The organism is Gammaproteobacteria bacterium (assembly GCA_016716465.1).
Lineage (GTDB): Bacteria > Pseudomonadota > Gammaproteobacteria > SZUA-140 > SZUA-140 > JADJWH01.
Genome location: JADJWH010000001.1, coordinates 955,204 through 977,485 on the forward strand (window position 1 = coordinate 955,204; position 22,282 = coordinate 977,485).

The 22,282-nt window shown below is 59.6% G+C and carries 23 protein-coding genes; 4 read left to right on the top strand and 19 right to left on the bottom strand.

The genetic code is table 11. The features are described from left to right. Window positions 1-43: 43 nt before the first annotated feature. Window positions 44-622 (bottom strand): DUF2796 domain-containing protein, encoded by a 579-nt coding sequence (locus tag IPM20_04525; protein ID MBK9130896.1) that lies wholly within the window; start codon window positions 620-622, stop codon window positions 44-46. A 484-nt stretch (window positions 623-1,106) separates the two neighbouring features. After that, entirely contained in the window at window positions 1,107-1,475 is a 369-nt protein-coding gene (locus tag IPM20_04530) for a transcriptional repressor (GenBank protein MBK9130897.1), read from the bottom strand. Window positions 1,476-1,695: 220 nt separating this feature from the next. On the opposite strand from IPM20_04530, the gene IPM20_04535 reads away from it, so the two are divergent. Together IPM20_04535 and IPM20_04540 are read left to right on the top strand one after the other, a co-directional pair. Continuing rightward, window positions 1,696-3,141 (top strand): potassium transporter, encoded by a 1,446-nt coding sequence (locus tag IPM20_04535; GenBank protein ID MBK9130898.1) that lies wholly within the window; start codon window positions 1,696-1,698, stop codon window positions 3,139-3,141. Window positions 3,142-3,459: 318 nt separating this feature from the next. Further along, the gene (locus tag IPM20_04540) at window positions 3,460-5,085 is read left to right on the top strand and encodes a sigma 54-interacting transcriptional regulator (protein ID MBK9130899.1); all 1,626 of its coding nucleotides are present in this window, start codon (window positions 3,460-3,462) and stop codon (window positions 5,083-5,085) included. A 236-nt stretch (window positions 5,086-5,321) separates the two neighbouring features. On the opposite strand, the gene urtE is transcribed toward IPM20_04540, so the two are convergent. The 5 genes from urtE to urtA form a co-directional block, all read right to left on the bottom strand. Then, window positions 5,322-6,011, bottom strand: a complete 690-nt coding sequence (urtE, locus tag IPM20_04545) for an urea ABC transporter ATP-binding subunit UrtE (protein MBK9130900.1) — start codon at window positions 6,009-6,011, stop codon at window positions 5,322-5,324. Between the two features lie 65 nt (window positions 6,012-6,076). Next, window positions 6,077-6,823: an urea ABC transporter ATP-binding protein UrtD gene (gene urtD, locus IPM20_04550; protein ID MBK9130901.1), complete on the bottom strand. Its 747-nt coding sequence runs from the start codon at window positions 6,821-6,823 to the stop codon at window positions 6,077-6,079. Between the two features lie 14 nt (window positions 6,824-6,837). Next, window positions 6,838-8,070, bottom strand: coding sequence for an urea ABC transporter permease subunit UrtC (gene urtC / locus IPM20_04555; GenBank protein MBK9130902.1), 1,233 nt, complete (start codon window positions 8,068-8,070; stop codon window positions 6,838-6,840). Window positions 8,071-8,090: 20 nt separating this feature from the next. Continuing rightward, complete coding sequence (urtB, locus tag IPM20_04560) at window positions 8,091-9,014, bottom strand: urea ABC transporter permease subunit UrtB (protein ID MBK9130903.1); 924 nt, start codon at window positions 9,012-9,014, stop codon at window positions 8,091-8,093. An 84-nt stretch (window positions 9,015-9,098) separates the two neighbouring features. Further along, entirely contained in the window at window positions 9,099-10,280 is a 1,182-nt protein-coding gene (urtA, locus tag IPM20_04565; GenBank protein MBK9130904.1) for an urea ABC transporter substrate-binding protein, read from the bottom strand. A gap of 691 nt (window positions 10,281-10,971) precedes the next feature. Here urtA and IPM20_04570 point away from each other — a divergent pair. Next, window positions 10,972-12,207 (top strand): acetamidase/formamidase family protein, encoded by a 1,236-nt coding sequence (locus IPM20_04570; protein ID MBK9130905.1) that lies wholly within the window; start codon window positions 10,972-10,974, stop codon window positions 12,205-12,207. A 73-nt stretch (window positions 12,208-12,280) separates the two neighbouring features. Then, window positions 12,281-12,598: a zinc ribbon domain-containing protein gene (locus IPM20_04575; protein ID MBK9130906.1), complete on the top strand. Its 318-nt coding sequence runs from the start codon at window positions 12,281-12,283 to the stop codon at window positions 12,596-12,598. 48 nt (window positions 12,599-12,646) lie between these two features. On the opposite strand, the gene IPM20_04580 is transcribed toward IPM20_04575, so the two are convergent. The 12 genes from IPM20_04580 to IPM20_04635 form a co-directional block, all read right to left on the bottom strand. Further along, window positions 12,647-14,257: a glycosyltransferase family 39 protein gene (locus IPM20_04580; protein MBK9130907.1), complete on the bottom strand. Its 1,611-nt coding sequence runs from the start codon at window positions 14,255-14,257 to the stop codon at window positions 12,647-12,649. Continuing rightward, a complete protein-coding gene (locus IPM20_04585; protein MBK9130908.1) occupies window positions 14,254-14,556 on the bottom strand; it encodes a lipid-A-disaccharide synthase N-terminal domain-containing protein in 303 nt (100 codons plus the stop codon). The genes IPM20_04580 and IPM20_04585 overlap by 4 nt, the downstream gene beginning before the upstream one ends. Beyond that, a complete protein-coding gene (locus IPM20_04590; protein ID MBK9130909.1) occupies window positions 14,553-15,278 on the bottom strand; it encodes a glycosyltransferase family 2 protein in 726 nt (241 codons plus the stop codon). Before IPM20_04590 ends, IPM20_04585 begins: the two co-directional genes overlap by 4 nt. A 179-nt stretch (window positions 15,279-15,457) precedes the next feature. Then, window positions 15,458-16,072 carry an inorganic pyrophosphatase gene (locus IPM20_04595; protein MBK9130910.1) on the bottom strand — a complete coding sequence of 205 codons (615 nt, stop codon included), beginning with the start codon at window positions 16,070-16,072 and terminating at the stop codon, window positions 15,458-15,460. 264 nt (window positions 16,073-16,336) lie between these two features. Further along, on the bottom strand, window positions 16,337-16,570 hold the full coding sequence (locus IPM20_04600; protein MBK9130911.1) for a hypothetical protein: 234 nt from the start codon (window positions 16,568-16,570) through the stop codon (window positions 16,337-16,339). Between the two features lie 233 nt (window positions 16,571-16,803). Further along, window positions 16,804-17,529 (bottom strand): M48 family metallopeptidase, encoded by a 726-nt coding sequence (locus IPM20_04605; GenBank protein MBK9130912.1) that lies wholly within the window; start codon window positions 17,527-17,529, stop codon window positions 16,804-16,806. 365 nt (window positions 17,530-17,894) lie between these two features. Beyond that, entirely contained in the window at window positions 17,895-18,134 is a 240-nt protein-coding gene (locus IPM20_04610; GenBank protein ID MBK9130913.1) for a hypothetical protein, read from the bottom strand. A gap of 605 nt (window positions 18,135-18,739) precedes the next feature. Next, entirely contained in the window at window positions 18,740-19,624 is an 885-nt protein-coding gene (locus tag IPM20_04615) for a PA2778 family cysteine peptidase (protein MBK9130914.1), read from the bottom strand. A 77-nt stretch (window positions 19,625-19,701) separates the two neighbouring features. Beyond that, window positions 19,702-20,094: a PA2779 family protein gene (locus IPM20_04620; GenBank protein MBK9130915.1), complete on the bottom strand. Its 393-nt coding sequence runs from the start codon at window positions 20,092-20,094 to the stop codon at window positions 19,702-19,704. Between the two features lie 156 nt (window positions 20,095-20,250). Further along, the gene (trxC, locus tag IPM20_04625; protein ID MBK9130916.1) at window positions 20,251-20,685 is read right to left on the bottom strand and encodes a thioredoxin TrxC; all 435 of its coding nucleotides are present in this window, start codon (window positions 20,683-20,685) and stop codon (window positions 20,251-20,253) included. Between the two features lie 37 nt (window positions 20,686-20,722). Beyond that, a complete protein-coding gene (locus IPM20_04630; GenBank protein ID MBK9130917.1) occupies window positions 20,723-21,031 on the bottom strand; it encodes a MerR family transcriptional regulator in 309 nt (102 codons plus the stop codon). Between the two features lie 4 nt (window positions 21,032-21,035). Then, window positions 21,036-21,974, bottom strand: a complete 939-nt coding sequence (locus tag IPM20_04635; GenBank protein MBK9130918.1) for a DnaJ domain-containing protein — start codon at window positions 21,972-21,974, stop codon at window positions 21,036-21,038. Window positions 21,975-22,282 lie beyond the last annotated feature (308 nt).

Consider the following 22,282-nt stretch of genomic DNA (forward strand, 5'->3'; position numbering starts at 1 on the left):
TCCCCAGGTCTGAGGCGGGGTATTGCCCCGCCTCTTCCCGGATCTACCATTTCAACTTGGGAGACTTGCCTGTCAATTCGGACGCCGTCTGGCCTTTCGGCAGGGCCGCCTGAACACGCAGGCTGTGAGTCCCACTGAAACGGCGGAACAATCCCGAAAAATCGATCTCGTGGAGATTTTCCGGGTGTGCGCACGTCACTTCCCAGGTGACATTGATGTCGGCGTGCTCGTGCTCGTCGCCAGCCTCGTCATGGTGATCATGATCCGCCTCATCACCATGGTGATGATCCTCATGATCATGGTCATCATGCCCGGCCTCTTCTCCATCGCCGAGCAGGGAACTGCTTACCCGAACCCGTTTCTGGGTACATTCGGCTGCCGGCGAGAACGCCATCAATGCATCCCCCCGTTTCAGATCGGCGACGGCCTCGTCCACTACGGCCTGCTCCTTCGCATCGCCGGGTTCATGTTCAAACCCGATAAAATTGACGGCCGGGCTGTCCAGGTCGATATCAATGGAATCCTTCTCCACGGCAATGTCCATGCGTCCGACGCCGTGCTCATGGGCGCCATGTTCATGCCTGTCTTCGTGCGCCAGGGCGACGGTGACGCCTGCCAGCAAGACGCACGACACTGCGATTCTTTCTCGTATCACGATTACATTCCTCCGGATTGTGGATTGGCGGCGGGCTATCGCCTGCTGCCGGCAGACAGAACATATGGGAAAACTCAGGCCGTCCGATGGACGGGCGGACTGCGGGCGGAGGGGCTGCGCGTGGGATGGGTATACCGGGTAGAAAAGTCAGTGCGGAGAGGAAGAAACGAGGGAGGAGTAATGGGAGGGAGAACCGCGGCGGACAAACCGTGTTGCATGTGATCCGCCGCCTGACACAACTGACATATCTCGTGCGGCTCGCCCAGGCTGTGCTCGGCCTGGTGATGGACCAGGCACAGCTGCCAGAGGAAAAGCATTCCCGCCAGCAACAGCGGGAACAGCCGCAAGGACCGTCGATTCGTGATGTCCATGGAACCGGCGCCCGATCCTGGGATCCAGGCCATGCCCACGGCCCTTCTGAGCACGTCCGTGCGGAAGAATCCCCTCATGGTCAGGCGCAGCTCCGGCAACAGCCGTACAACGTCAGCTCATGGTTTTCCACCTTGAAGCCCTTGGGCACCATGCTCTTCAGTGCCTTCACACAACCGTCGAGGTCATACACCCTGTCGCACCGGCGGCATTTGAAATGATGGTGATGAGGCATCGCCGCCTCGTAGCGGACCACGTCTCCCGGAATGACCACGGTCTGTAATTCACCCGCATCGAGCAAGCGCCTGAGGGTCCGGTACACGGTCGCGATGCCCAGGCGCGACATGTGCCCACGCCCCAGATCCAGGATCTCCTGGACGGTGAGCGGATGGCCGGTCTCGCGAATCAGGCGTGCGATGGTCTGCTTCTGTTTCGTATTGCGTTCTTGCATCGGAGCCCCTGAATTGGCCGCAAGAATACAATATTGATCTATCATTATCAATAATTAACTCGCCGGACTCAATCGTGACGGGCCGGTACATGATCCGGCCTATCGCGCCCCGTTTGACAGCCCGTACCCGATAACATCTAATCTGTCCCACCCGGAAGGGACTCCATAACAGGGAACATGTTGCCTGCCGACGTGGGCGAGACAGACCGAACTATCCGCCATGCGCTTCCCCATCGTTACCCGCATCGTCGGGATCTTTCTGCTGCTGTTCAGCCTCACCCTCATCCCCACCTTGCTGGTGGCGCTCTATACCCAGGACGGGGAGGCGCTCCACTTTGTGCAGAGCATCCTGCTGATCGCCGTGCCCGGGCTGCTGCTGTGGTATCCCAACCGCCGGCGCCGGGCCGAACTGCATAACCGCGAGGCCTTTCTCGTGGTCGCGCTGTTCTGGATCCTGCTCGGCATGCTGGGGAGCCTGCCCCTGCTGCTGGGGGCGCACCTCAGCATCACCGACGCGGTCTTCGAGGCAGTGTCCGGCTTCACCACCACCGGCGCGACCGTCATCGTCGGGATCGACAACCTCCCCCCCTCCATATTGATATACCGGCAGCAACTCATGTGGGTCGGCGGCATCGGGGTGGTGGTGCTCGCCGTTGCCATCCTGCCCATGCTGGGCGTCGGCGGCATGCAGCTCTACCGGCTCGAAACCGCCGGACCGATGAAGGACGAGAAACTCACCCCGCGCATCGCCCATACGGCGCGCGCCGTGTGGATCATCTACCTGTCACTGACATTGATCTGCGCCGCGGCCTACTGGCTCGCCGGCATGTCGGTCTTCGACGCGATCGCGCACAGCTTCAGCACGGTCTCGACCGGGGGATTTTCCACCCATGATGCCAGCCTGGGGTTTTTCGACAATCCGGCCGTCGAAACTGTCGCGATCATATTCATGGTCCTGGGCGGCATCAGCTTCAACGTGCATTTCCTGTTCTTTCATGGCAGGGGTATTTCGTGCTACTGGCGTGATCCGCAGGTCAGGACGTTCTTTATCGTCATCGCGTGCCTGATCGCGACCACCGCCATGCTGTTATACCTTGGTGGCAGCTATGGCAGCCTGCTCGAAGCCCTGCGATATGGCGCGTTCCAGGTGGTCTCCATCATCACCACCACCGGCTACACCACGACCGACTTCTCGCTCTGGCCGTTCGCCCTGCCCTTGCTGCTGATGTTCGCCGGCCATCTGGGCGGCTGCGCCGGCTCGACCTCGGGCGGCATCAAGGTCATCCGCGCGATGGTGCTGGGCAAGGTGGGCATCCGTGAAATGCTGCGGCTCATCCACCCGAGCATGGTCCGCCCGATCAAGATCAGCGGCCGTGTCGTACCCAAACCGGTGCTCGATGCGGTATGGAGCTTTTTCTCGGTCTACGTCGCTGTATTCATCGGTCTGATGATCCTGGTGATGGCCACCGGCGTAGACCAGGTGACCGCCTTCGGCGCCGTCACCGCCACCCTCACCAATATCGGCCCCGGCCTGGGCGATGTCGCCACCACCTTCCACGATGTCAACCCCGTCGCCAAGTGGCTCTGCACCCTGGCCATGCTGCTCGGACGCCTCGAGATCTTCACGCTACTGGTGCTGTTTTCTCCGGTGTACTGGCGGAAGTAACGGAAACAAGGAGTCCGGCGGGAATTGATCTCACCGAAGATCGTATATTCTGTCCGTCTGGACTCCCGTTATCTGCACTCTATTTGCCGGTCTGGTCAGGCAAGCCGCCCAAAATGGTGCGAGTCAGCGCCCGAATAATTGAGAATAAACCTTCTATTACTAAACCAACTGACTATTTTAAATACATTTTTATTATTTAGTTCCGAATGGTATGTGGCTTGCTACCTATCACATGGGGAGATGATACAAATATGCGCCCCATGCCGGCACCGTTTGACCGCGGATCGAGCAGCTCAATAAATCAAAGCGGATAGTGCCATGACCACAATGCATTCGAAATTTCAAATCAACGACGCCCTGATTCTGGAGGCTACCCGGCTCCTGACGCGTTCCGTTCCACCGGAGCAGAAGATCACCGGGGTGCTGCGCCTGCTGTCCGAGTGGGCCAGCCTGCACTATGGCCGCGTACTGCTGCCGAATTACACCACCAATGAATTACAGATCACCTACTCCTACGGGCTGATCCGCGAGCGCTTGCTGCAGGGTGATTACAACGTGCCTTTCGACCAGGGCCTGACCGGCGCCGTCTGGCGCTCCGGTCAGCTCGCGCTGGTCACCGATGTCACCGACGAGCCGATCTTCCTCACGCGGATCGCGGAACCGATCGACGGCAAGAAGGAAGGCGTGGGCTTTATCTCGGTACCGATCGTGATCGAGGGCAGGCCGATCGGGGTATTGTCCGCGCAACGCGAAACGAATACGCAGCGGCTCTACACGCAGGACGTTGACCTGATGCGCATCATCGCCTCGATGATCGGATTCATTCTCGTCATGATGCGCCAGCAGGATCACTTCCAGGCCTATATGGAAACACTCGACAATCGCAGCGATCGCCTGCAGAAGCTGTGCGAGGAACACGGCATCATCGGCAACAGCCCGGTGCTGCTCGCTGCAGTGAAACAGCTCGACAATGCCAAGCACAGCGATGCACCTGTACTGCTGCTCGGCGAGTCCGGCACCGGCAAGGAGATGTTCGCGGCGATGATGCACAAACTGAGCCATCGCCGTAACGGTCCCTACATCGCGCTCAACTGCGCCGCCATCCCGGAACAGCTGCTGGAATCGGAGCTGTTCGGTCACGAGAAAGGCAGCTTCACGGGGGCGCACAAGAACAAGAAGGGAAAGCTCCAGCAGGCCGAGGGCGGCACCCTGTTCCTGGACGAGATCGGCGATCTGCAGACCGACCTGCAGACCAAGCTGTTGCGCGTTCTGCAGGACCGCCAGGTGGAGCCGGTGGGCGGGGAGCGCCCCGTCGAGGTCGATTTCCGCATCATCACCGCGACGCACATTAATCTGAAACGGGCCGTGGAACAGGGTGAGTTCCGTCTCGACCTGTTCTTCCGCCTCAACGTGTTGCCGGTCTATCTACCACCGCTGCGCGAACGTCGCAGCGATATCCCGCTGCTGGCGGAACACTTCCTCAACCGCTACCAATCCATGTACCGGCGCCATGTGAGCTTCTCGGCCGGCGTCATGGAGCGGCTGCAGGCATTCTACTGGCATGGCAATATCCGCCAGTTGCAGAACGTGGTGGAACGCGCCGTGCTCCAGGCCGAAGATTCTCTCATCACCGAGGGACAGATCGCCGCCATGCTGGTGGAGGAAGCCGGCATGGGTTCACTTCACCACGCCGAGGAAACGCCGCCGCCTGCGATGTCCATACCAGCCGCAGTCGCCGCAAAATCTCCGCCGCTTCCAGCAACGCCCGAGACGGATATCCGCTACCGGCCCTATGAGCGCGTCGATATCAAGCAGCGCTCCCGCCTGATGGAGGCACTGAAGCGTACCGGCGGGAACCAGACCCGCGCCGCCGAACTGCTCGGCATGACGCTGCGCCAGTTCCGCTACCGTCTGGCCAAGCTGGAGTCCGGACCGGTCACCTGATACCCGTGTCTCGCTGCAGCCTTCTGGCGCATCAAGGACAACGTCCGTCATGGCGCCCGGAACATGCGCAGCTCGAGCCGGGGAACCCCTGTTTTGTCCCGGATCTCGCCACCAGCCGCAGGGTTCCGGCCCGTATCGCGGTGGCTCCACCGCCACTGGACAGGATTCGGAGCGGCAAAACCCTCCCCCTTCGCCGGTAAGGCGCAGAGGGAGGGAAAGGAAGGGAAAGGATCCGATCATACCGACAGGTAGGCGGTGATCTTCTTGGCGTCGACGTTGGCGCGCAGGTCCTCATGCACGAAACTGCCGCGCTCGATCACCAGCAGGCGATCGGCGATCTCCAGGGTGAAGCTCAGCACCTGTTCCGAGACGATGATGGTGATATCGCGCATGCGGCGGATCTCATTCAGGATCTTGGCGATGTCCTTGATGATGGACGGCTGGATGCCCTCGGTAGGCTCGTCCAGCAACAGGACCTTCGGATCCGAGGCCAGGGCCCGGGCGATGGCGAGCTGCTGCTGCTGGCCGCCGGAGAGATTGCCACCCTTGCGACCGCGCATCTCCCATAGCACGGGAAACAACTCATAGATCTCGTCAGGAACGGTCTTGTTCTTGTTTGTTTCCAGACCGGTCTCGATATTCTCCTTCACTGTCAGGGTTGGAAATATCATGCGTCCCTGGGGCACGTAGGCGATGCCGCCTGCCACGCGCTTGTAGCTGGGCAGACCACTGATGTCCTTGCCCGCCACCGATACCTTGCCGCTCTTGCTCGGGATCACGCCCATCAGTGACTTGAACAGGGTGGTCTTTCCCATGCCGTTGCGGCCCATGATGGCAAGCGTCTCCTTGGGTCTGGCCTGGAAGGAGAGGCCGTGAATGATCTCGCTCTGGCCATAGCAGACCACCAGATCCTCGACCTTCAGCATGGATTCACCTTCTGCCGTACTCGTCGGAGGGATTTCTTCGCTGTATTTCAGGTTTGCGCTCATGATCAATGCCCCAGATAGACTTCGATGACTTTGGGATCGCTTTGCACCATATCCATCGACCCCTCCTTGAGGATCTTGCCTTGATGCAGAACCGTCACCTTGTGCGCGATGTTCTTGACGAACTCCATGTCATGCTCGATCACCAGAACGGAACGATTGTTGCAAATGCGCTTGAGCAGCTGTCCCGTCAGCTCGCGTTCGCGGGCGCTCATTCCCGCCACCGGCTCGTCCAGCATTAGCAGTTCGGGGTCCTGGATCAGCAGCATGCCGATCTCCAGCCATTGCTTCTGGCCATGGCTGAGCAGGCCGGCCTCGGTACCGAGAAACTCCTCCAGCATGATCTCTCTGGCAATCTCCTGAACCCGGGCAATTACCTCGGCGGTCCGCTTGAATGCCAGGGCGCCGAACACCGAGCGCCCCTTGGGATAGGAGATTTCCAGGTTCTCGAACACGGTGAGGTTCTCGTAGATCGAGGGATTCTGGAATTTCCTCCCTACACCCGCGCGGACGATCTGGTGCTCGGACATCCTGGTAAGCTCCAGACCCTTGAACTTGATACTCCCCGAGGTGGCCTTGGTCCTTCCACAGATCAGATCAAGCACCGTGGTCTTTCCTGCCCCGTTCGGGCCGATCACGACACGGATCTCGTTCTTGTCCACGTACAGATTGAGCTTGTCCACTGCCTTGAATCCATCGAAGGAGACGGTCAGGTCTTCTATCGACAGCACGAAGTCTGTATTGCTGCTCATGTCATCCTCCGAGTTTATGAACGGGACGGTTCAGACTGGATCCCGGCCGCGAGCGAACGGGGCACCGCGGATGCCGGCGCCCGCTCCACCGGTTTGGGCGGGACCGGCGCCTGGGGTTCTGCCGGCACAGTCGGCGGCAGGCCACCGCCTCCACGTTTCGACTGTCTCCATGCCTCGATCCTCGGTCTGATATAGCTGGTGTAGATACCGGCCAGTCCGTTCGGGAACAGCATGACCACCGCGATGAACAGACCGCCCATCAGGAACAGCCACAAGGCCGGGAAGCTCTCCGAGAAGAAGGTCTTGGCGAAGTTCACGATCAGGGCCCCGTACACCGCTCCGATCAGGGACATGCGCCCGCCGACCGCGGCGAATATCACCATCTCGATCGACGGCACGATGCCGACGAAAGAAGGCGACATGAAACCCACCTGCAGGGTGAACATCGCGCCACCGATCGCCGACATCATCGCGCCCACGCAGAACACGAAGACCTTGAAGCTGGAAACATCGTAGCCGGAAAACCGCACGCGATCCTCCCGGTCACGCATCGCCAGCAGAAGCCTGCCCAGTTTCGACGTGATGATCAGCCGACCGATCAGGATACAGCCGATGAGGAGCGCGCCGTTGAAGAAGTAAAGTATGTACTTCGCTTCATCGGTCCGGATGTCCCATCCCTTCAGGGTACGCAGGTCGGTCATACCATTGATTCCGCCGGTATAGCCCTGCTGTCCAACGATCAGGATGGTCAGGATCAGCGCGATCGCCTGGGTGATGATGGCGAAGTAGACTCCGCCCACTCGCCGTTTGAACATCGCTACGCTGATGATAAAGGCGAAGATACAGGGTATCGCGATTACGGCTACCAGGCTGAACGACAGACTATGGAAGGGCTCCCAGAACCACGGCAAGGACGTCAGCTGGTTCCAGTCCATGAAGTCCGGTATCCCGGGGGTGGACTGGATCTTCGTGCTTTCCGGGTCCGAAGCCTCGAGCTTGAGGAACATGGCCATGCAGTAACCGCCCAGCCCGAAGAATATTCCCTGTCCCAGACTGAGGATTCCACCATAACCCCAGCACAGCACCAGACCGATCGCGACGAAGGCATAGGTCAAGTACTTGCCGACGAGGTTGAGCCGGAAGATATCGAAGGTAAGCGGCATGATGATGAAGATCACGGCCGCGAGAATCACGAGGCCCACCAGGCCCTCGCGTCCGCCGAACAGTTTATCCATTGCGACTTGCATGATATATCACCTCTCCCCGACTATTTACGAACCTTGACCGAGAACAGGCCTTCCGGGCGAATCATCAGGATGATGATCACCGTCAGCAAGGTCAGGACCTTGGCCATCGAACCGCTCATGAAGAATTCCATTACCGATTGTGCCTGAGCAATGGTGAATGCCGAGGCAAAGGTACCAAGCAGGCTTCCAGCGCCGCCGAACACCACCACCAGGAAGGTATCGACGATATAGAGGGATCCGCTGGTCGGCCCGGTCGAGGCAATGGTCGTGAACGCCGCACCGGCCACGCCCGCGATCCCGCAGCCGATCGCAAAGGTAAGCCGGTCGACCATGGGGGTACTTATGCCCACCGCACCGGCCATCAGGCGGTTTTGCGTGGTGGCACGCACCTTGAGTCCCCAGCGCGACTTAAACAGGAAAATAAATACGGCAAGTGACAGCAGTAATGTCAGTCCAAGTACAAACAATCCATTGAGCGGGATATCCACGCCCTCGACCGGCTGCCACGATCCCATCAGCCAATCCGGCAAGGTAGCACTGACCTCTCGCGCGCCGAATGATGAACGGAAGATCTGCTGCATGATCAGGCTGAGGCCCCAGGTCGCCAGCAGCGTGTCGAGCGGCCGCCGATATAAATGCCGGATCATCAGGAACTCGACCAGATATCCGATAGTAAATGCCACGATAAACGCTGCGATAACCGCGAAAATAAAGTAGTAAGGCAGGAATTCCGGCATGTATTTTTCGGCCAGAATCGACATCATCACCGTGCTGTAGGCGCCGATGGTGAGAAACTCGCCATGCGCCATGTTGATCACGCCCATTTGACCGAAGATGATCGCCAGACCCAGGGCCATCAGCACGAACACCGAGAACAGACTGACGCCCGCGAAGGCCTGCATTGCGAAAATATTTAGAAGTTCTGAAGCTGAATATCCGTCCATCACGACCCCCAGTTTGTGCCCTGTTCAGACCCTACGCGCCGAGTGATGCTGCGGCGGCACTACGCCGCCGCAGCCATTACACAGTTATTGATAGCCCGCCGGGAACGGATCCGGCTTGATCACGTCGGACTCATACACGATCTTGACCTGACCATCCTTCTGCCACTCACCGATGCGGGTCTTCATCCACAGATGGTGGTTCTTGTCGACCTTGAGGTAACCATGCGGGGAGTCCTCCCACTCGATACCAGGAGAAGCCGCCACGACCTTGTCGACATCGAAGCTCTTGGCCGCTTCAACCGCGCGTAGCCACAGCCACGGACCCAGATAGGCGGATTCCGTCACGTCGCCGATGACCGAGTCATCACCCCACCTCTTCTTGAACGCGTCGATGAACTTCTTGTTTCCCGGCAGATCCAGGGCCTGGAAATACTTCATCGAGGAATACAGGCCTTCGACGTTCTCGCCACCGATGCCGAGCACTTCATCCTCGGTCACCGAAATGGTCAGCATGGGCTGCTTCTTGAAGGTCAATCCGGCCGCGTTGAGCTGCTTGAACCAGGCCACGTTGCTTCCGCCCACCACCGCGCCGAAGACCAGGTCAGGTTTCTTCAGCTTGATTTTGTTGATGAGCGAACCGAACTGGGTGCTGCCCAATGGGTAATACTCCTCACCCACTACGGTACCCTTCAGGACATTCTCGATGTGCTTGCGCGCAATCTTCATCGAAGTGCGCGGCCAGATGTAGTCCGAACCGACGAGATAGAAGGTCTTGGCGCCGAGTTCCTTGCTCGCCCAGTCGAGACCCGCCAGGATCTGCTGTGTCGCTTCCTGTCCGGTGTAGAACACGTTCTTGGACTCTTCCAGACCTTCATAGAAAGTCGGGTAGTAGAGCAGACCGTTGTCCTTCTCGAATACCGGAAGCACCGCCTTGCGTGAGGCCGAGGTCCAGCAGCCCATAACCGCGGCTACTTTGTCCTTTTCCAGGAGCTTCTTCGCCTTTTCGGCGAAGGTCGGCCAGTCACTGGCGCCGTCTTCCTGGATCACCTCGATCTTGCGTCCGAGGATACCGCCCATTGCGTTGATCTGCTCAATGGCAAGCATCTCCGCCTCGACGGAACCGGTTTCACTGATGGCCATGGTGCCGGTGGTTGAATGCAGGATACCGACTTTGACCGTGGTGTCCGTTACCGCCAGACCGGTGGTATTCACCTGGGCCGTGGGCAGTGTCGCCGCGGACACCGCTGATACTGCGCCCAGCAGCATGGAAGCGCCCAGCGCCGCCACCAGCCGCTTCTTCTTGAGTACATCTCTCGCCTTATCTAGAAAATACATCGTTGCCATTCCTCCGCTCTGCTTTAGCTATTTATGAGTCTCAAATTACCGATGCTGCCTTGAACGCGTGTCTCTGAATCGTGAAAGCACAGCGCGTTAAATCCTGAAGAGCAACGACCATGCCACACCCGGAATTCGCACTGGCGGAGTCGTGCGTGAACTCTCCGGATGATTCCTCGATGACTTCGAGAAGCACGTGACAACTTGTTGATCGAAATCGTCTATAAATATTTCCAGAGAAAATTTCTACGCATGAAATCCGGTGGCGATAGGGATCGTGCGATCAATCGGCGTGGTGATTTTTTGTGCAGCAGAACGTTCCAGCATATTGTTCCGATCTGTCATTGCGCGAAATGTCAAATGACATTGTCATCTTTGTCATCTGACAATTATCGACCCGCGCGGACTCAGCCAACCAGAATGGAGCGCGAATGAACAAAAATCCCCGTTTTCAGTGCATTTCCCTGCCCATCAATAGAGCAGACAACCTCTGGCACGGTCTGTGCTGATAGCTGATTGGAACACGCAATCCTGCGGGCTTCACACACTGGCATTTGCTTCCGTGAGTCACGGCGGTACGCGGAGCCGATGCGCTCGATCCACATATATTCTGGAGACGGACATGACAGATACGCTGATCAAGATCGATTTTTCCAAAACCCCCGAGCAGCACCCCTGTATACACAACCGCTGGCATCCCGACATACCGATCATCGCCTGGGTAAAGCCGGGGGACGACTTCAAGGTCGAGTGCGTCGACTGGACCGGCGGGCAGATTCATAATGACGACAGCGCGGACGATGTGCGCGATGTGGACCTGACCAAGGTCCACTACCTGTCCGGACCCATCGGGGTGGAAGGGGCGGAACCGGGCGACCTCCTGGTGGTCGACATCCTCGACATCGGTACCGTGCCCAATTCGGAATGGGGCTTCAATGGCTTCTTCGCGCGCGAGAACGGCGGCGGCTTCCTCACCGAGCATTTCCCCGATGCGCGCAAATCGATCTGGGAATACAGCGGTATCTACGCCCACTCCCGTCATGTCCCGGGGGTCAAGTTCGCCGGCATCATTCACCCCGGCCTGATCGGCTGCCTGCCCTCGAAGGCGCTGCTGGATACCTGGAACAAGCGCGAAGGCGCCCTGCTCGCCACCAACCCGGATCGCGTGCCGCCGCTGATCGCTCCGACAGCGCCCGAAACGGCGCATATGGGCAGTATGAAACCGGATGCCGCGAAGACCGCAGCGATGGAGGCCGCGCGTACGGTTCCGCCGCGTGAGCACGGCGGGAACTGTGACATCAAGGATCTCACGCGCGGGTCGAAGGTCTATTTCCCGGTCTACGTCAAGGGCGGCGGACTCTCGATGGGTGACCTGCACTTCTCGCAGGGCGACGGCGAGATCACCTTCTGCGGCGCCATCGAGATGGCCGGCTGGATCCACATCAAGGTCGACATCATCAAGGATGGCGTGGCGAAGTACGGCGTGAAGAATCCGATCTTCAAGCCCAGCCCGCTCAAGCCCGAATACAAGCAGCACCTGATCTTCGAAGGCATCTCGGTCGACGAATCGGGCAAGCAGCACTACCTGGACGCCCACATCTCCTACCGCCAGGCCTGCCTGAACGCGATCGAGTACCTGAAGAAATTCGGCTACAGCGGGGCCCAGGCCTACGCCATTCTCGGCTGCGCGCCGGTCGAGGGCCACATCAGCGGCATCGTCGACATCCCCAATGTCTGCGCCACACTGATGCTGCCTACCGAAATCTTCGAGTTCGACATCAATCCGTGCAAGGAAGGGCCAAAGAAGTACATCTCCGGCGGCGCGGACATCCCGGTGTCCTATTGGAAGGATCGTTGAACAGCCGATATCAACCTGAACGCATACCGGCGGACGGCGATGGCCGTCCGCCGGTCATCGAGGAGAATCTTCCATGCCGGTCTACGAATACTTCTGCCATGAATGCAATCACGAATTCACCCAGCTCCGCCCGATGTCGGAACACAAGGCTGGCGCAGCCTGCCCTGGATGCGGCGGCACCGCCGGGCGCCTGCTGTCCGCGCCCCGCCTCAGCATGATGGATCCGGGTGTGCGCAAGGCTCACCAGATAAACGAGCGCAGTGCTCACGAACCACGGGTCTCGCGACGCCACCAGTGCGGTCCCGGATGCAGCCACAACGCTGCCACCAGTACCGGTACGGCCCTGAAGGCCCAAAGCGGGGTCAAGCGGCCCTGGATGCTCGGCCATTGAAAACTATCCCAACTCCTGTCTGACGGCGCGGGCAATGCGCCGTGGAATTCAATCGGCGCGCGCCAACTCCGGGTAGCCGGCGAGGTCCGCCCCCCGCCAAACGGCCAGCCACCCGCCGCGATAATGGGCGCGAAGCACAGGCTCCACGGAAGCTGCGGGAACTTCGGCGTCGTAATAGGACACGATCAATCCTTCGGGATTGGATTGCCCCCAATCCTGCGCATCTTTCTCCATCACTGCGTCCAGCGGTCTCGTGAGACGTCCATAGAACTGAAACTGGTCGTGATACTTTCCAACGGTTGCCAGAGAAACGCCTTTTTCCTGCTGTTCGTGCAGATATTGGCTTACCGGTCGCAGGTCGTAATACGGTAAGGCCGAGGACATCAGCGTTGCTTCCACCACGCTTAATGTGATGACCGTGACTGTACTCAGCTGCAGCGCACGTGTCTTCGGGACGGATTGCCTTTTGCCCAACACTGTCAGCACGACAGCCGCGCCGAGCATGATGACCCCCAATCTTGTCATCAATAGCCCCTGCCAGTCTGGCGTTTCATGCCGCGGGAGAAACTCCGGCGCGACCATCAGACCGAGACCGAGTGAAACGAACATAAAAACGACCGGCCACACCCCCCCGCCCGACTTGGTCCGCGTCTGCAGTGCCGCCAGCGCGCGGGCCGCAAGCAGCGCGAGCGCCGGAAACGCCGGCAACAGATAATGCAGGCGCTTTCCGCTGATCAGGCTGAAGACGGCCAGAACAATAACGAACCAGACAACACAGAACGCTGCGGCGCGATCATGATCCTGCCGCCAGAGTTGGCGTAGCGCCGACCACAAGCGCGGCCAATACAGCCAGGGAAACAGCACTACAGGCAGATATGCCAGATACCACCACCATGGCGCCTGATGCGCAAAGGAATCGACCACGCGTCCGCTGGTCTGGCCCCAGAAAATCGCGCGGGCGTATTCCGCGCCGCCTTCCAATGCCGCCGGAACCGCCCACAGCAGAACAAGCAGTACCGCGGCGCCGGTGGCGACGGTCAGCCTGATATACCAGCCACGGCGCCGAAACTCGGGCAGCAGGAACGGCAACAAGAGCGCCGGCACCAGCACATGCAGCAGCATGACCGGGCCTTTGGTCAGAATGCCGAGTGCCATCGCAAGCGAAAAGACGATCCAGCCTCGTGTGCGTCTTGACTGCGCAGCCGCCAGCAGGCCTGCCAGCGCCGCCAGCACCCAGAATACCAGGATCATGTCGAACATCATCGCTGGGGTGTAAATGATCCAGATCGAGGTACCGAGCAGCACGATCGGAACCAGTTGCGCCACATCAGGTCGATGGGGCCAAAGGTGACGGGCGATATGCGCGGCAAGAAATAGCGATCCCAGTGCGGACAGCGCCGGCATCAGCCTTGGCCACCAGTCGTTGACGCCCAGAGCGAACCAACCGACATGAACCAGCCAGAACAGCAGCGGGGCCTTGTGACTGTAGGGCTCCCCATTCAGATGCGGGACGAGAAAATCCCCGTGCGTCCACATTTCCCATGCCACGCCCACATATCGACTCTCGTCCAGTGGCAACAGCGGCCGGGAAAGCAGCGAGCATACTGTGAGGATCAGCCACAGACCGATCCAGAAGAAGTAATGAAAACGATCGCTCATCCGGAGCGCGTAAGGTGGTCGTATTTGTCGCTTAGTGCCTCGGCGCGGTGGATGAAATACAGATTTCTGCCGTAGATGAAGAGTCCGGAGAGCTGCCCGATGATGAATACCGGATCTTGCTTGTAGATGGCGTAACACAGCAGGGTGATCCCGCCTGCGAGGCTGAAGTACCAGAACTGAACCGGAACAACAGACCTTTTTTCTCGCTCACTGTGAAACCACTGCACGATAAAGCGCATCGAGAAGAGCGCCTGACCGAAAAGCCCGATTCCGAGCCACACGATTTCCATTCTGCTCATTGTGCGACCTCCCGTGTTTCAGCACGGCACGAGCGACGCTGCAGCCACATCACTCCCAGCATATCCACGATACCGACCCACAAACGGTCGAACAAGCCGTATTTCGACACCCCATGCAGACGGGGCCGGTGGCTAACATCGACAGAAACCACGCGGCAACCGTAGCTGCGGAAGAGCGCAGGCAGAAAGCGATGCATATGATCAAAACGCGGCAGGGCCAGAAAGACATCGCGCGGGAACAACTTGAGACCGCAGCCAGTATCCGGGCAGTCATCACGCAACAGGCGGGCGCGGATCGCGTTGGCGACGCGGGAGGAGGCGCGGCGGACAAGATTGTCGTTGCGGTACCGGCGCAGACCGGTGATGAGCCGATCCTGCTTGAGAAACCCGTCCTGGGCGCACTCCTCCAGCAGGAGACCGATATCCTGCGGGTCATTCTGTCCATCCCCGTCCAAGGTCACCACCCAGGGTGAACGGGCAGCGGCAATCCCCGTCACCAGCGCGGCGCTCTGGCCGTGATTGCTCCGGTGCCGCAGGACGCGCAAGCGCGGGTTCTCAGCAGCGAGTTTTTCCAGGGTAGCCGCGGTCGCATCGGTGCTGCCATCATCGACCACGATGATTTCATAATGCACGCCCGGATCAATCGCCCGCCCGACTTCCTCGAGCAGCAGCCTGATGCTCTCGTGCTCGTTAAAAACCGGAATGACTACGGACAGCTCCATCCCCCCCCCAGCCTGCATCATGCAAAGCTGCCAAACGGGCAATTCTAGAGCGTGCGACTTAAGCGAATCTTAAGATCTACAAAGAGGAAATTTTATGCACACTATCCCGCCCGCACAAGCATGGCTGGACAGATTGATATGCGGGCGCACCGCCGCCAGCGGTGCACCCGCGCGGGTTGTTATGCGTAGATCTCGTTGTAATCCTGCACGGCGGCTTCAACCACTTTGATGGCGTGATCGCGGCCGTAGATATTCTCCACCACCACCGGGCTGCGGTCGTGCTTGGTCGGATCATACTTGTAAGTGGTGAAGTAATGCCGCAGCCGCTCAACCATGCGGCTCGGCAGATTGTCGACATTGTCGATCTTGTCCCACAGACAGTCGTTTTCCAGCACGGCGATGATCTTGTCGTCGGCCTCGCCGCCGTCGATGGTGCACATGCCACCGATCACCTTGGCGCTCATGATGACTTCGGACCGGCTGATCGGCCGTTCGCTGATGACGCAGACGTCGAGCGGATCACCGTCGCCCTCGGTGACGCTGCTCGCCAATCCGGCAACACGCCGCCCGCAATACGTACGCGGGACGAATCCGTACAGTGTGGGCGGCAGCGAGGACGTGCGCTGGGGACGATCGACGCGCAGGTAGCCGTTGGTCTTGTCCACTTCGTATTTGATGGTATCGAAGGGCGTGATCTCGATATAGGCAAGCACGGTGCCCTTCTTTCCGGCCCAGGTCTCCAGGCCGTGCCAGGGATGCGGGCGCCACTGGGCAAATTCAATCTTCTTGGTCATATCAACTCCGGTTTCTTCCCCTGCTAGTGGACGACGAAAGCCGGCGATTTTAGCGAAAAAACGCCATTTTCTCAAATCCGGAACGGGGTCATCGCGCTGCAGGCCCAAGTGCCAGTGCACGCTGGCCCGAATTCATCGCGGGAATAACTAAGGGAACTCCAGGTGATGTGAATGCCCCTGCCCGCCGTTTCTGACGGAATTCAGCGTGAATACGAGGAAGGGTTAGGTAGGCGGAGACCTCTCCGCGCCCCCTGAACAGGACGATCAGCGGCCGCTGGAATCCTTCGTCTGCCGGTATCTGTTCAGGATGAGATTCAGGGTCTGGTCGGCCTCTTCCTTGCTCCGGAAGGGCCCGAAGCAACGGGGACCGCGCACCTTGAGATACCATCCGTGCGCCGCGCTCTCCGCCATCGGGTCGACGTAGAACAGGCGGTTACTGCGCAGATGCACCGGGGGGTATTTATTCGACAGATCGGAATTATCGAACAGGATAGACATCATTCCCCCCTGAGCCCTCGGCCGTGATTTCATCTATCCCCGGCATCCTGCGTATATCCCCGCCGGATCCACAATGACGTGCTCGAATTATACCTCGGTTCCCCGATTTCGACAGCCCCGCCACTCAAGACCCTACACTTACCTCACGCCCTCATTTTGGAATGTATTATATGAGAAATAATATTTAAGTATATGTAAAATATGTTTTTATTATTTGGATTTAGGGCGCCGGCTCAACCCTTCAGCGGAGGCGGACGGCAATCAGGCCGCAGCGCCTCGGCCTGGGCCTGGTGATAGAGCTCCAGTGCGCGCGGCATGCCCGCCTGCAGCTCTTTGATGCGGGTCATGTGCGCGGGATGCGTCGAGAGAAACTCCGGGGGCTGACCACCACTCGCCTTGCCCATGTTCTGCCACAGCATGGTGCTCTCGCGCGGATCGAATCCCGCACGCGCCATCAGGTCCTGGCCGATGGTATCCGCTTCGCTTTCCTGCAGTCTGCTGAATGGCAACAGTACACCGACCTGGCTCCCGAGCCCAAGCAGGGCCATGGCGGAATCCCGGTTGGACTTATTGCCGGCCGCCATCCATGCGTCCAGTATCGCCAGGGTCTGGCCGACGGCAAACTGCTGGGATACGCGCTCGTTGCCGTGCCGCGCCAGCACATGCCCCACTTCATGGCCCAACACAGCCGCGAGCTGTCCCTGGGTTTCCGCCACGCGCAACAATCCCTTGTAGACGCCGATCTTCCCCCCCGGGAGTGCGAATGCATTCACGGTCTCATCATCGAAGACGACAACCTGCCAATCCGCGCTCTGCTTGCGAACCTCCGGCAAACGCGTGATGGCATCGGCAACGCACTGTACATAAGCGTTGACCAGTGGATCCTTTTCGCGTGGCGTATTGTCCTGGATCTCGTTGAAAGACTGGACGCCCATCACGATCATTTGCGATTCCGGCATCAAGGTCAGTTGCTTGCGCCCGGTGGGGGACACCGCGCAAGCCGCCGCCACAACCAGCAGGACTCCGATCACAGAGGTTCTGACAGATACCCTCACACGTTCCTCCCATGTCAATTCCGCCACGAAACCCGCCCAAACCGATTATGTTACGAAACTACAACATACCCGTTTCGCGGCGGACTGTATTCTCGCGCATTAATCACGGAAAAGACAGGGGAGGACAACAGGACGGGAGACCGTAACGCACTCCCGGTGCACCGCGCCATACCGGCTCCGGTATGGCGCGGCACGCCTCTGGACCTCTTAAGGGATGACAGTGCAGTATCTGTGCGACATGCGGTCGCCGATATGATCAGGCGGCGGGCTCACGCGTGAGTGGGCATATCCTTGTATGCGATGGACGCGGTGTTGTTGCCGGGGGCCTTGCTGAAGATCCTGCCCCACGGCGCCAGCTGCAAACCGACCAGCGCCGCGATTCCTGGCCAGATCGCGATCAGCGGGAACACCGAACGCCAGCCCAACGGGCCTTCCATCGACAGCGTAGCCAGAACGAGCGTTATGCTGAGAACCAGCATGGTTGCGCGATGGGATATTTCTTCGTTCATATGGGAATCATGAATCATAGTGCACCTCCATTGTTCAACGACTGACAGACCGCACCAAAAGCACTCGACCTCTATTTCAGCTTCTCCCGCGGCCTTGATCATCATCGCTATCCAACCGCGACGACGATATCAGCTATGACGAAGAGCTGCGTTTGAAAGTTCCGCGAGGTCGATGAATTTATCATTACACTGGGCGCCGAATTAGTGACGACTCTCACAAAGCGCGCGTCTCCATACGGAGACAGAAGGGTGACAACCTCACGCCCTACTCTTTTCGGATCACATCATGATATTGATGGAAGCCCTCACGGCACAGGATCTCGGAAATCAAATCGACACAGGCCAGGAAGCGAAAATTCCACAATCCTGCCCCAAAGTGAAATTCCGGCACATACTCGGTCATCGCGAGTATTCATGCGCATGCATCCTTCACAATGCATAAGCTTGTTGCAGAAATCGTGCTCGATGATCCTATAGGCACAGGACAGCCTCATCGAAGGAACAGGAAGATGCTTCAGAAACGTAAGTCCGGGCGTGCGCGACACGAGTATGATTCCGCGTCGGTCACGCACGGAACACCACTCATGCAAGGGGAGATCAACGACTCAGGGATGTCCGCTCATACGAAGCATGATCTCATCCAGCGTCGCCTGAAATGCCGGATTGTCAGGATCGGTTGCCAGCGCCCGTTGCGCCAGAACCACGGCCTCATCTGCGCTACCTTGTTCGAAGAGTACGAGCGCAAGATTATTCAGGGCGGAGGGAAACTCCGGCCGCAGTTCCAATACACGCCGGAATGCGGTCTCGGCGCCGCGCAGATCGTGCAGCTGATAGGCCGCATTGCCCAGACCAAACCAGGCGCCGGCACTGGCAGGCCATCGTCCGGCCGCTGCGCGATACGCCGCCGCCGCGGTTACCCAGTCGCCGGTCTGTTCAAAACCCAGCACCGCACGCAGATACGCCTGTTCGGAGGCCGTCGCCGGCACGAGCGACGCATCGAGCATGACAACCGCCCAGTGACCGGCCCGCCCCCAGGTGTACTCGAATGAGCGCAAGGACTGGATATGACGCTTGTGTGTACCCGAGCGCAACACCACCTCTCTGCGCTCCAGATCGAAACCGACCACCACGGCGTAATGCCAGCGCGGATACCAGCTGTAGGCGAGGTTTTGCAGCACCAGCACAGGGTGTCCTGCCTTGACCTCACGCAGGATGGCCGTCAATTCAGGGTCCAAGGGATAGGAAACGCGCTGATAGCGCCGCGCAGCGGCGATCAATTCGGCTTGCAGACTGCCCTGGCGTTCCGGGAGGTAGATCCGGGGTTCGATCTGCTCGGGCGTCACCTCGATCCCCCCCCAGCGCAGCACCGTGGCCAACGCGGCGGGACCGCATTGATAGCGCTCCTGCGGAAAGAACGGGACCTCATCCAGTTCGAAGCTGTGACCGAGCTCCGGCGGAGGATTGCTCAGCAGGGCCTGGGTCTGCGGCACACCCGCGCAACCGCAGAGTAAAAGCAATGCGCCCGCCACGCCTGTCAACCAGACGCGGCGGGCGCATACCGCCAATATCAATTGACCGTCTTTTTCACGAAGGGGAATACGTTCGTGTAGCCGAGGATGTCAGTCACCAGCAGAAGGACAAATATGAACACCACCACACCCAGGGCATCACCGCCCGCCGGCAGCTGATCCAGCCGGCCGGCCATCTGGCTGACTTCCTCGTCAGTGAGCGCCAGTACGCGATCCTGCGCCGACTGCGGATCGACGCCGAGCGCGACCATTCCCTGCCGCACGTCCTCCCGCTCCAGCGCGGCAAGAACCCGCGCGCGTTCCGCCGCGGACTGCTCCTGGGCGAGTATGGCATCGGTACCCACCATGCCCGCCTGCGCCGGCGCCTGGAGTCCGAGCGCAAGGAAGGCCGGTATCAACAGGGAACTCATGCCGCGCGCGATGCGCCTCATCGTCTTCATCGAGATGCTCCTTATGGTTGTGGATCAAATGAAACGAATCCCCTGCCTGCAAGCGTAATCGCGGACGATTCGTCTGTCATGAAATCCCGGCGATTCTAGCATGAAAGATGCCGGCATTTTGCACGACACGAGGCGGGTCCCGCGATTCTACCGGTGTGCGTTCACCCAGCGCACGATATCGGCCGTCCCGATGGCGCCGGCCTGGCGGGCGATCTCCTTGCCGCGATGGAAGAGCATCAGTGTAGGTATGCTGCGAACACCGAACCGTGTGCCGAGCTCCGGCTCCTCCTCGGTATTGAGTTTGGCGAGACGCACCTGCGGTTCCAGCTGCGCCGCCGCCTGCTCGAAGGCGGGAGCCATCATCTTGCATGGTCCGCACCAGGGCGCCCAGAAATCCACCAGCAAGGGGATGTCGCTGGCCGAGGCATGCTTGTGGAAATTCTCTGAGGACAGCGCAAGCGGGTGAGCGGTGAACAAGGGCTTGTGGCAGGCCCCGCAAGCGGGATTCTCGCCCAGACGCGCCCCGGGCACCCGATTCACCGTCGTGCAGAATGGGCAGACAATATGCAATTGCGGATCCATGCTCCCCCTCATCCAGGCAGGCTGCCACCCGATATGTTCATATTTCACCGCGCCCGCGCAGGCACCGAATTTCCTCGATCAAATCCACCGCCAGGGCCGCGCCGGAAAGATTGACGCCGAGATCGCGCTGCAGCCGCATCACGATCCGCGCGCGGCGGAGGCTGACACCGGGGAAACGCCATTCGGTCCCAGCGCGAGTGTGCGGTTCGAGCACTCCCTCCGCGACCAGGCCCATGATCCAGTCTTCGCCCGCCTCACAGGCCCGGCACAACTCCGCCAGCGTGAGGGTCGCATCTTCATCGACGATCTCACCGGCCAGAATATCCATCAGCTCATGTTCCTGCATGAGATCATTCTTCCAACTGGGCGCGCGGATTGAATTTCAACTCCCGCTCCATTTTCCGATACAGCGCTCTGGACGGCTCGGAATCCGCGGGCGGCAACACTACCTGCAGCACCACGTAGAGGTCTCCCGGCGGATTTCCGGGAATGCCCCGCCCCTTGAGGCGCAAGGCGCGCCCATTGCCCGAACCGGGTGGGACCTTGAGTTCCACCCTGCCGGCCGGCGTCGGCGCCTGGATCGTCGCGCCCAGCGCGGCCTCCCAGGGAGCCACCGGCAGGTCCAGATAAACATCGCGATCCTCAATACGATAAAAGGGATGTGTTTGAAACGCCACTTCCAGATACAGATCCCCCACACCGCCGCTCCCTGACGCACCCTGCCCCGCCAGACGGATGTGCTGTCCCTGCCGGATGCCCTTTGGAATCTGAACGTTCAGCGTGCGCCTGCGGGTATGCAGCCGCCCGTGCGGATCCAACTCCGGTGTGGTCAGGGTGACGGGCCGGGTCGCTCCATGGTAGGCGTCCTCGAGCGCGATCAGAATCTTGGCGAAATGATCCTGTCCGCGGGCGCGGAAACCGGCCTGCCCGCGGCGCGCTCCCGCAGCGCCATGCCCGAACAACGATTCGAAGAATTCGCTGAACGCAGCGCTCTCACCCGTGAATGCAGCGTCGCCGCTGAATTCGAAGCCGGCATCCCAGCCCGGCGGAGGATGGAATTCCTGCCCGGCGCGCCAATCCGTTCCCAGGCGGTCATATGCCGCGCGCTTCTCCGGATCCTTGAGTACCTCATAGGCCTCGCCGATCCCCTTGAATTTCTCCTCTGCATCCGGCTCTCGACTGACGTCCGGATGATACTTGCGCGCCAGTTTGCGGTAGGCGCGCTTGATCTCGTCCTGTGATGCATCACGGGAAACTTCGAGCAGCTTGTAATAATCCTTGTATTGCATCCGTCGCCTCGTCCGCCCGGTCCACGCATCCTTCCGGCCTGATGGCCGGGCGGTAAATACCAATCTGCGGTGATATGCCGGCGAATCATCCTTACGCGTATGGAACGTATATTAATGACATATTGGGTCACGGGAAGGGGATTCAAGATGATGGCCGCCATCGACGATCGACCCGGGAGAATGACGAACGTGGAGATTAATTCCGAGACAGGGGCGCGCCAGACGCCAAAAAACAAGCCCCGGCTTTGGCCGGGGCTCAAGCTTTGATCATTAGCCGGGCAGTTCGATATGACTTCCATGCCCCAATA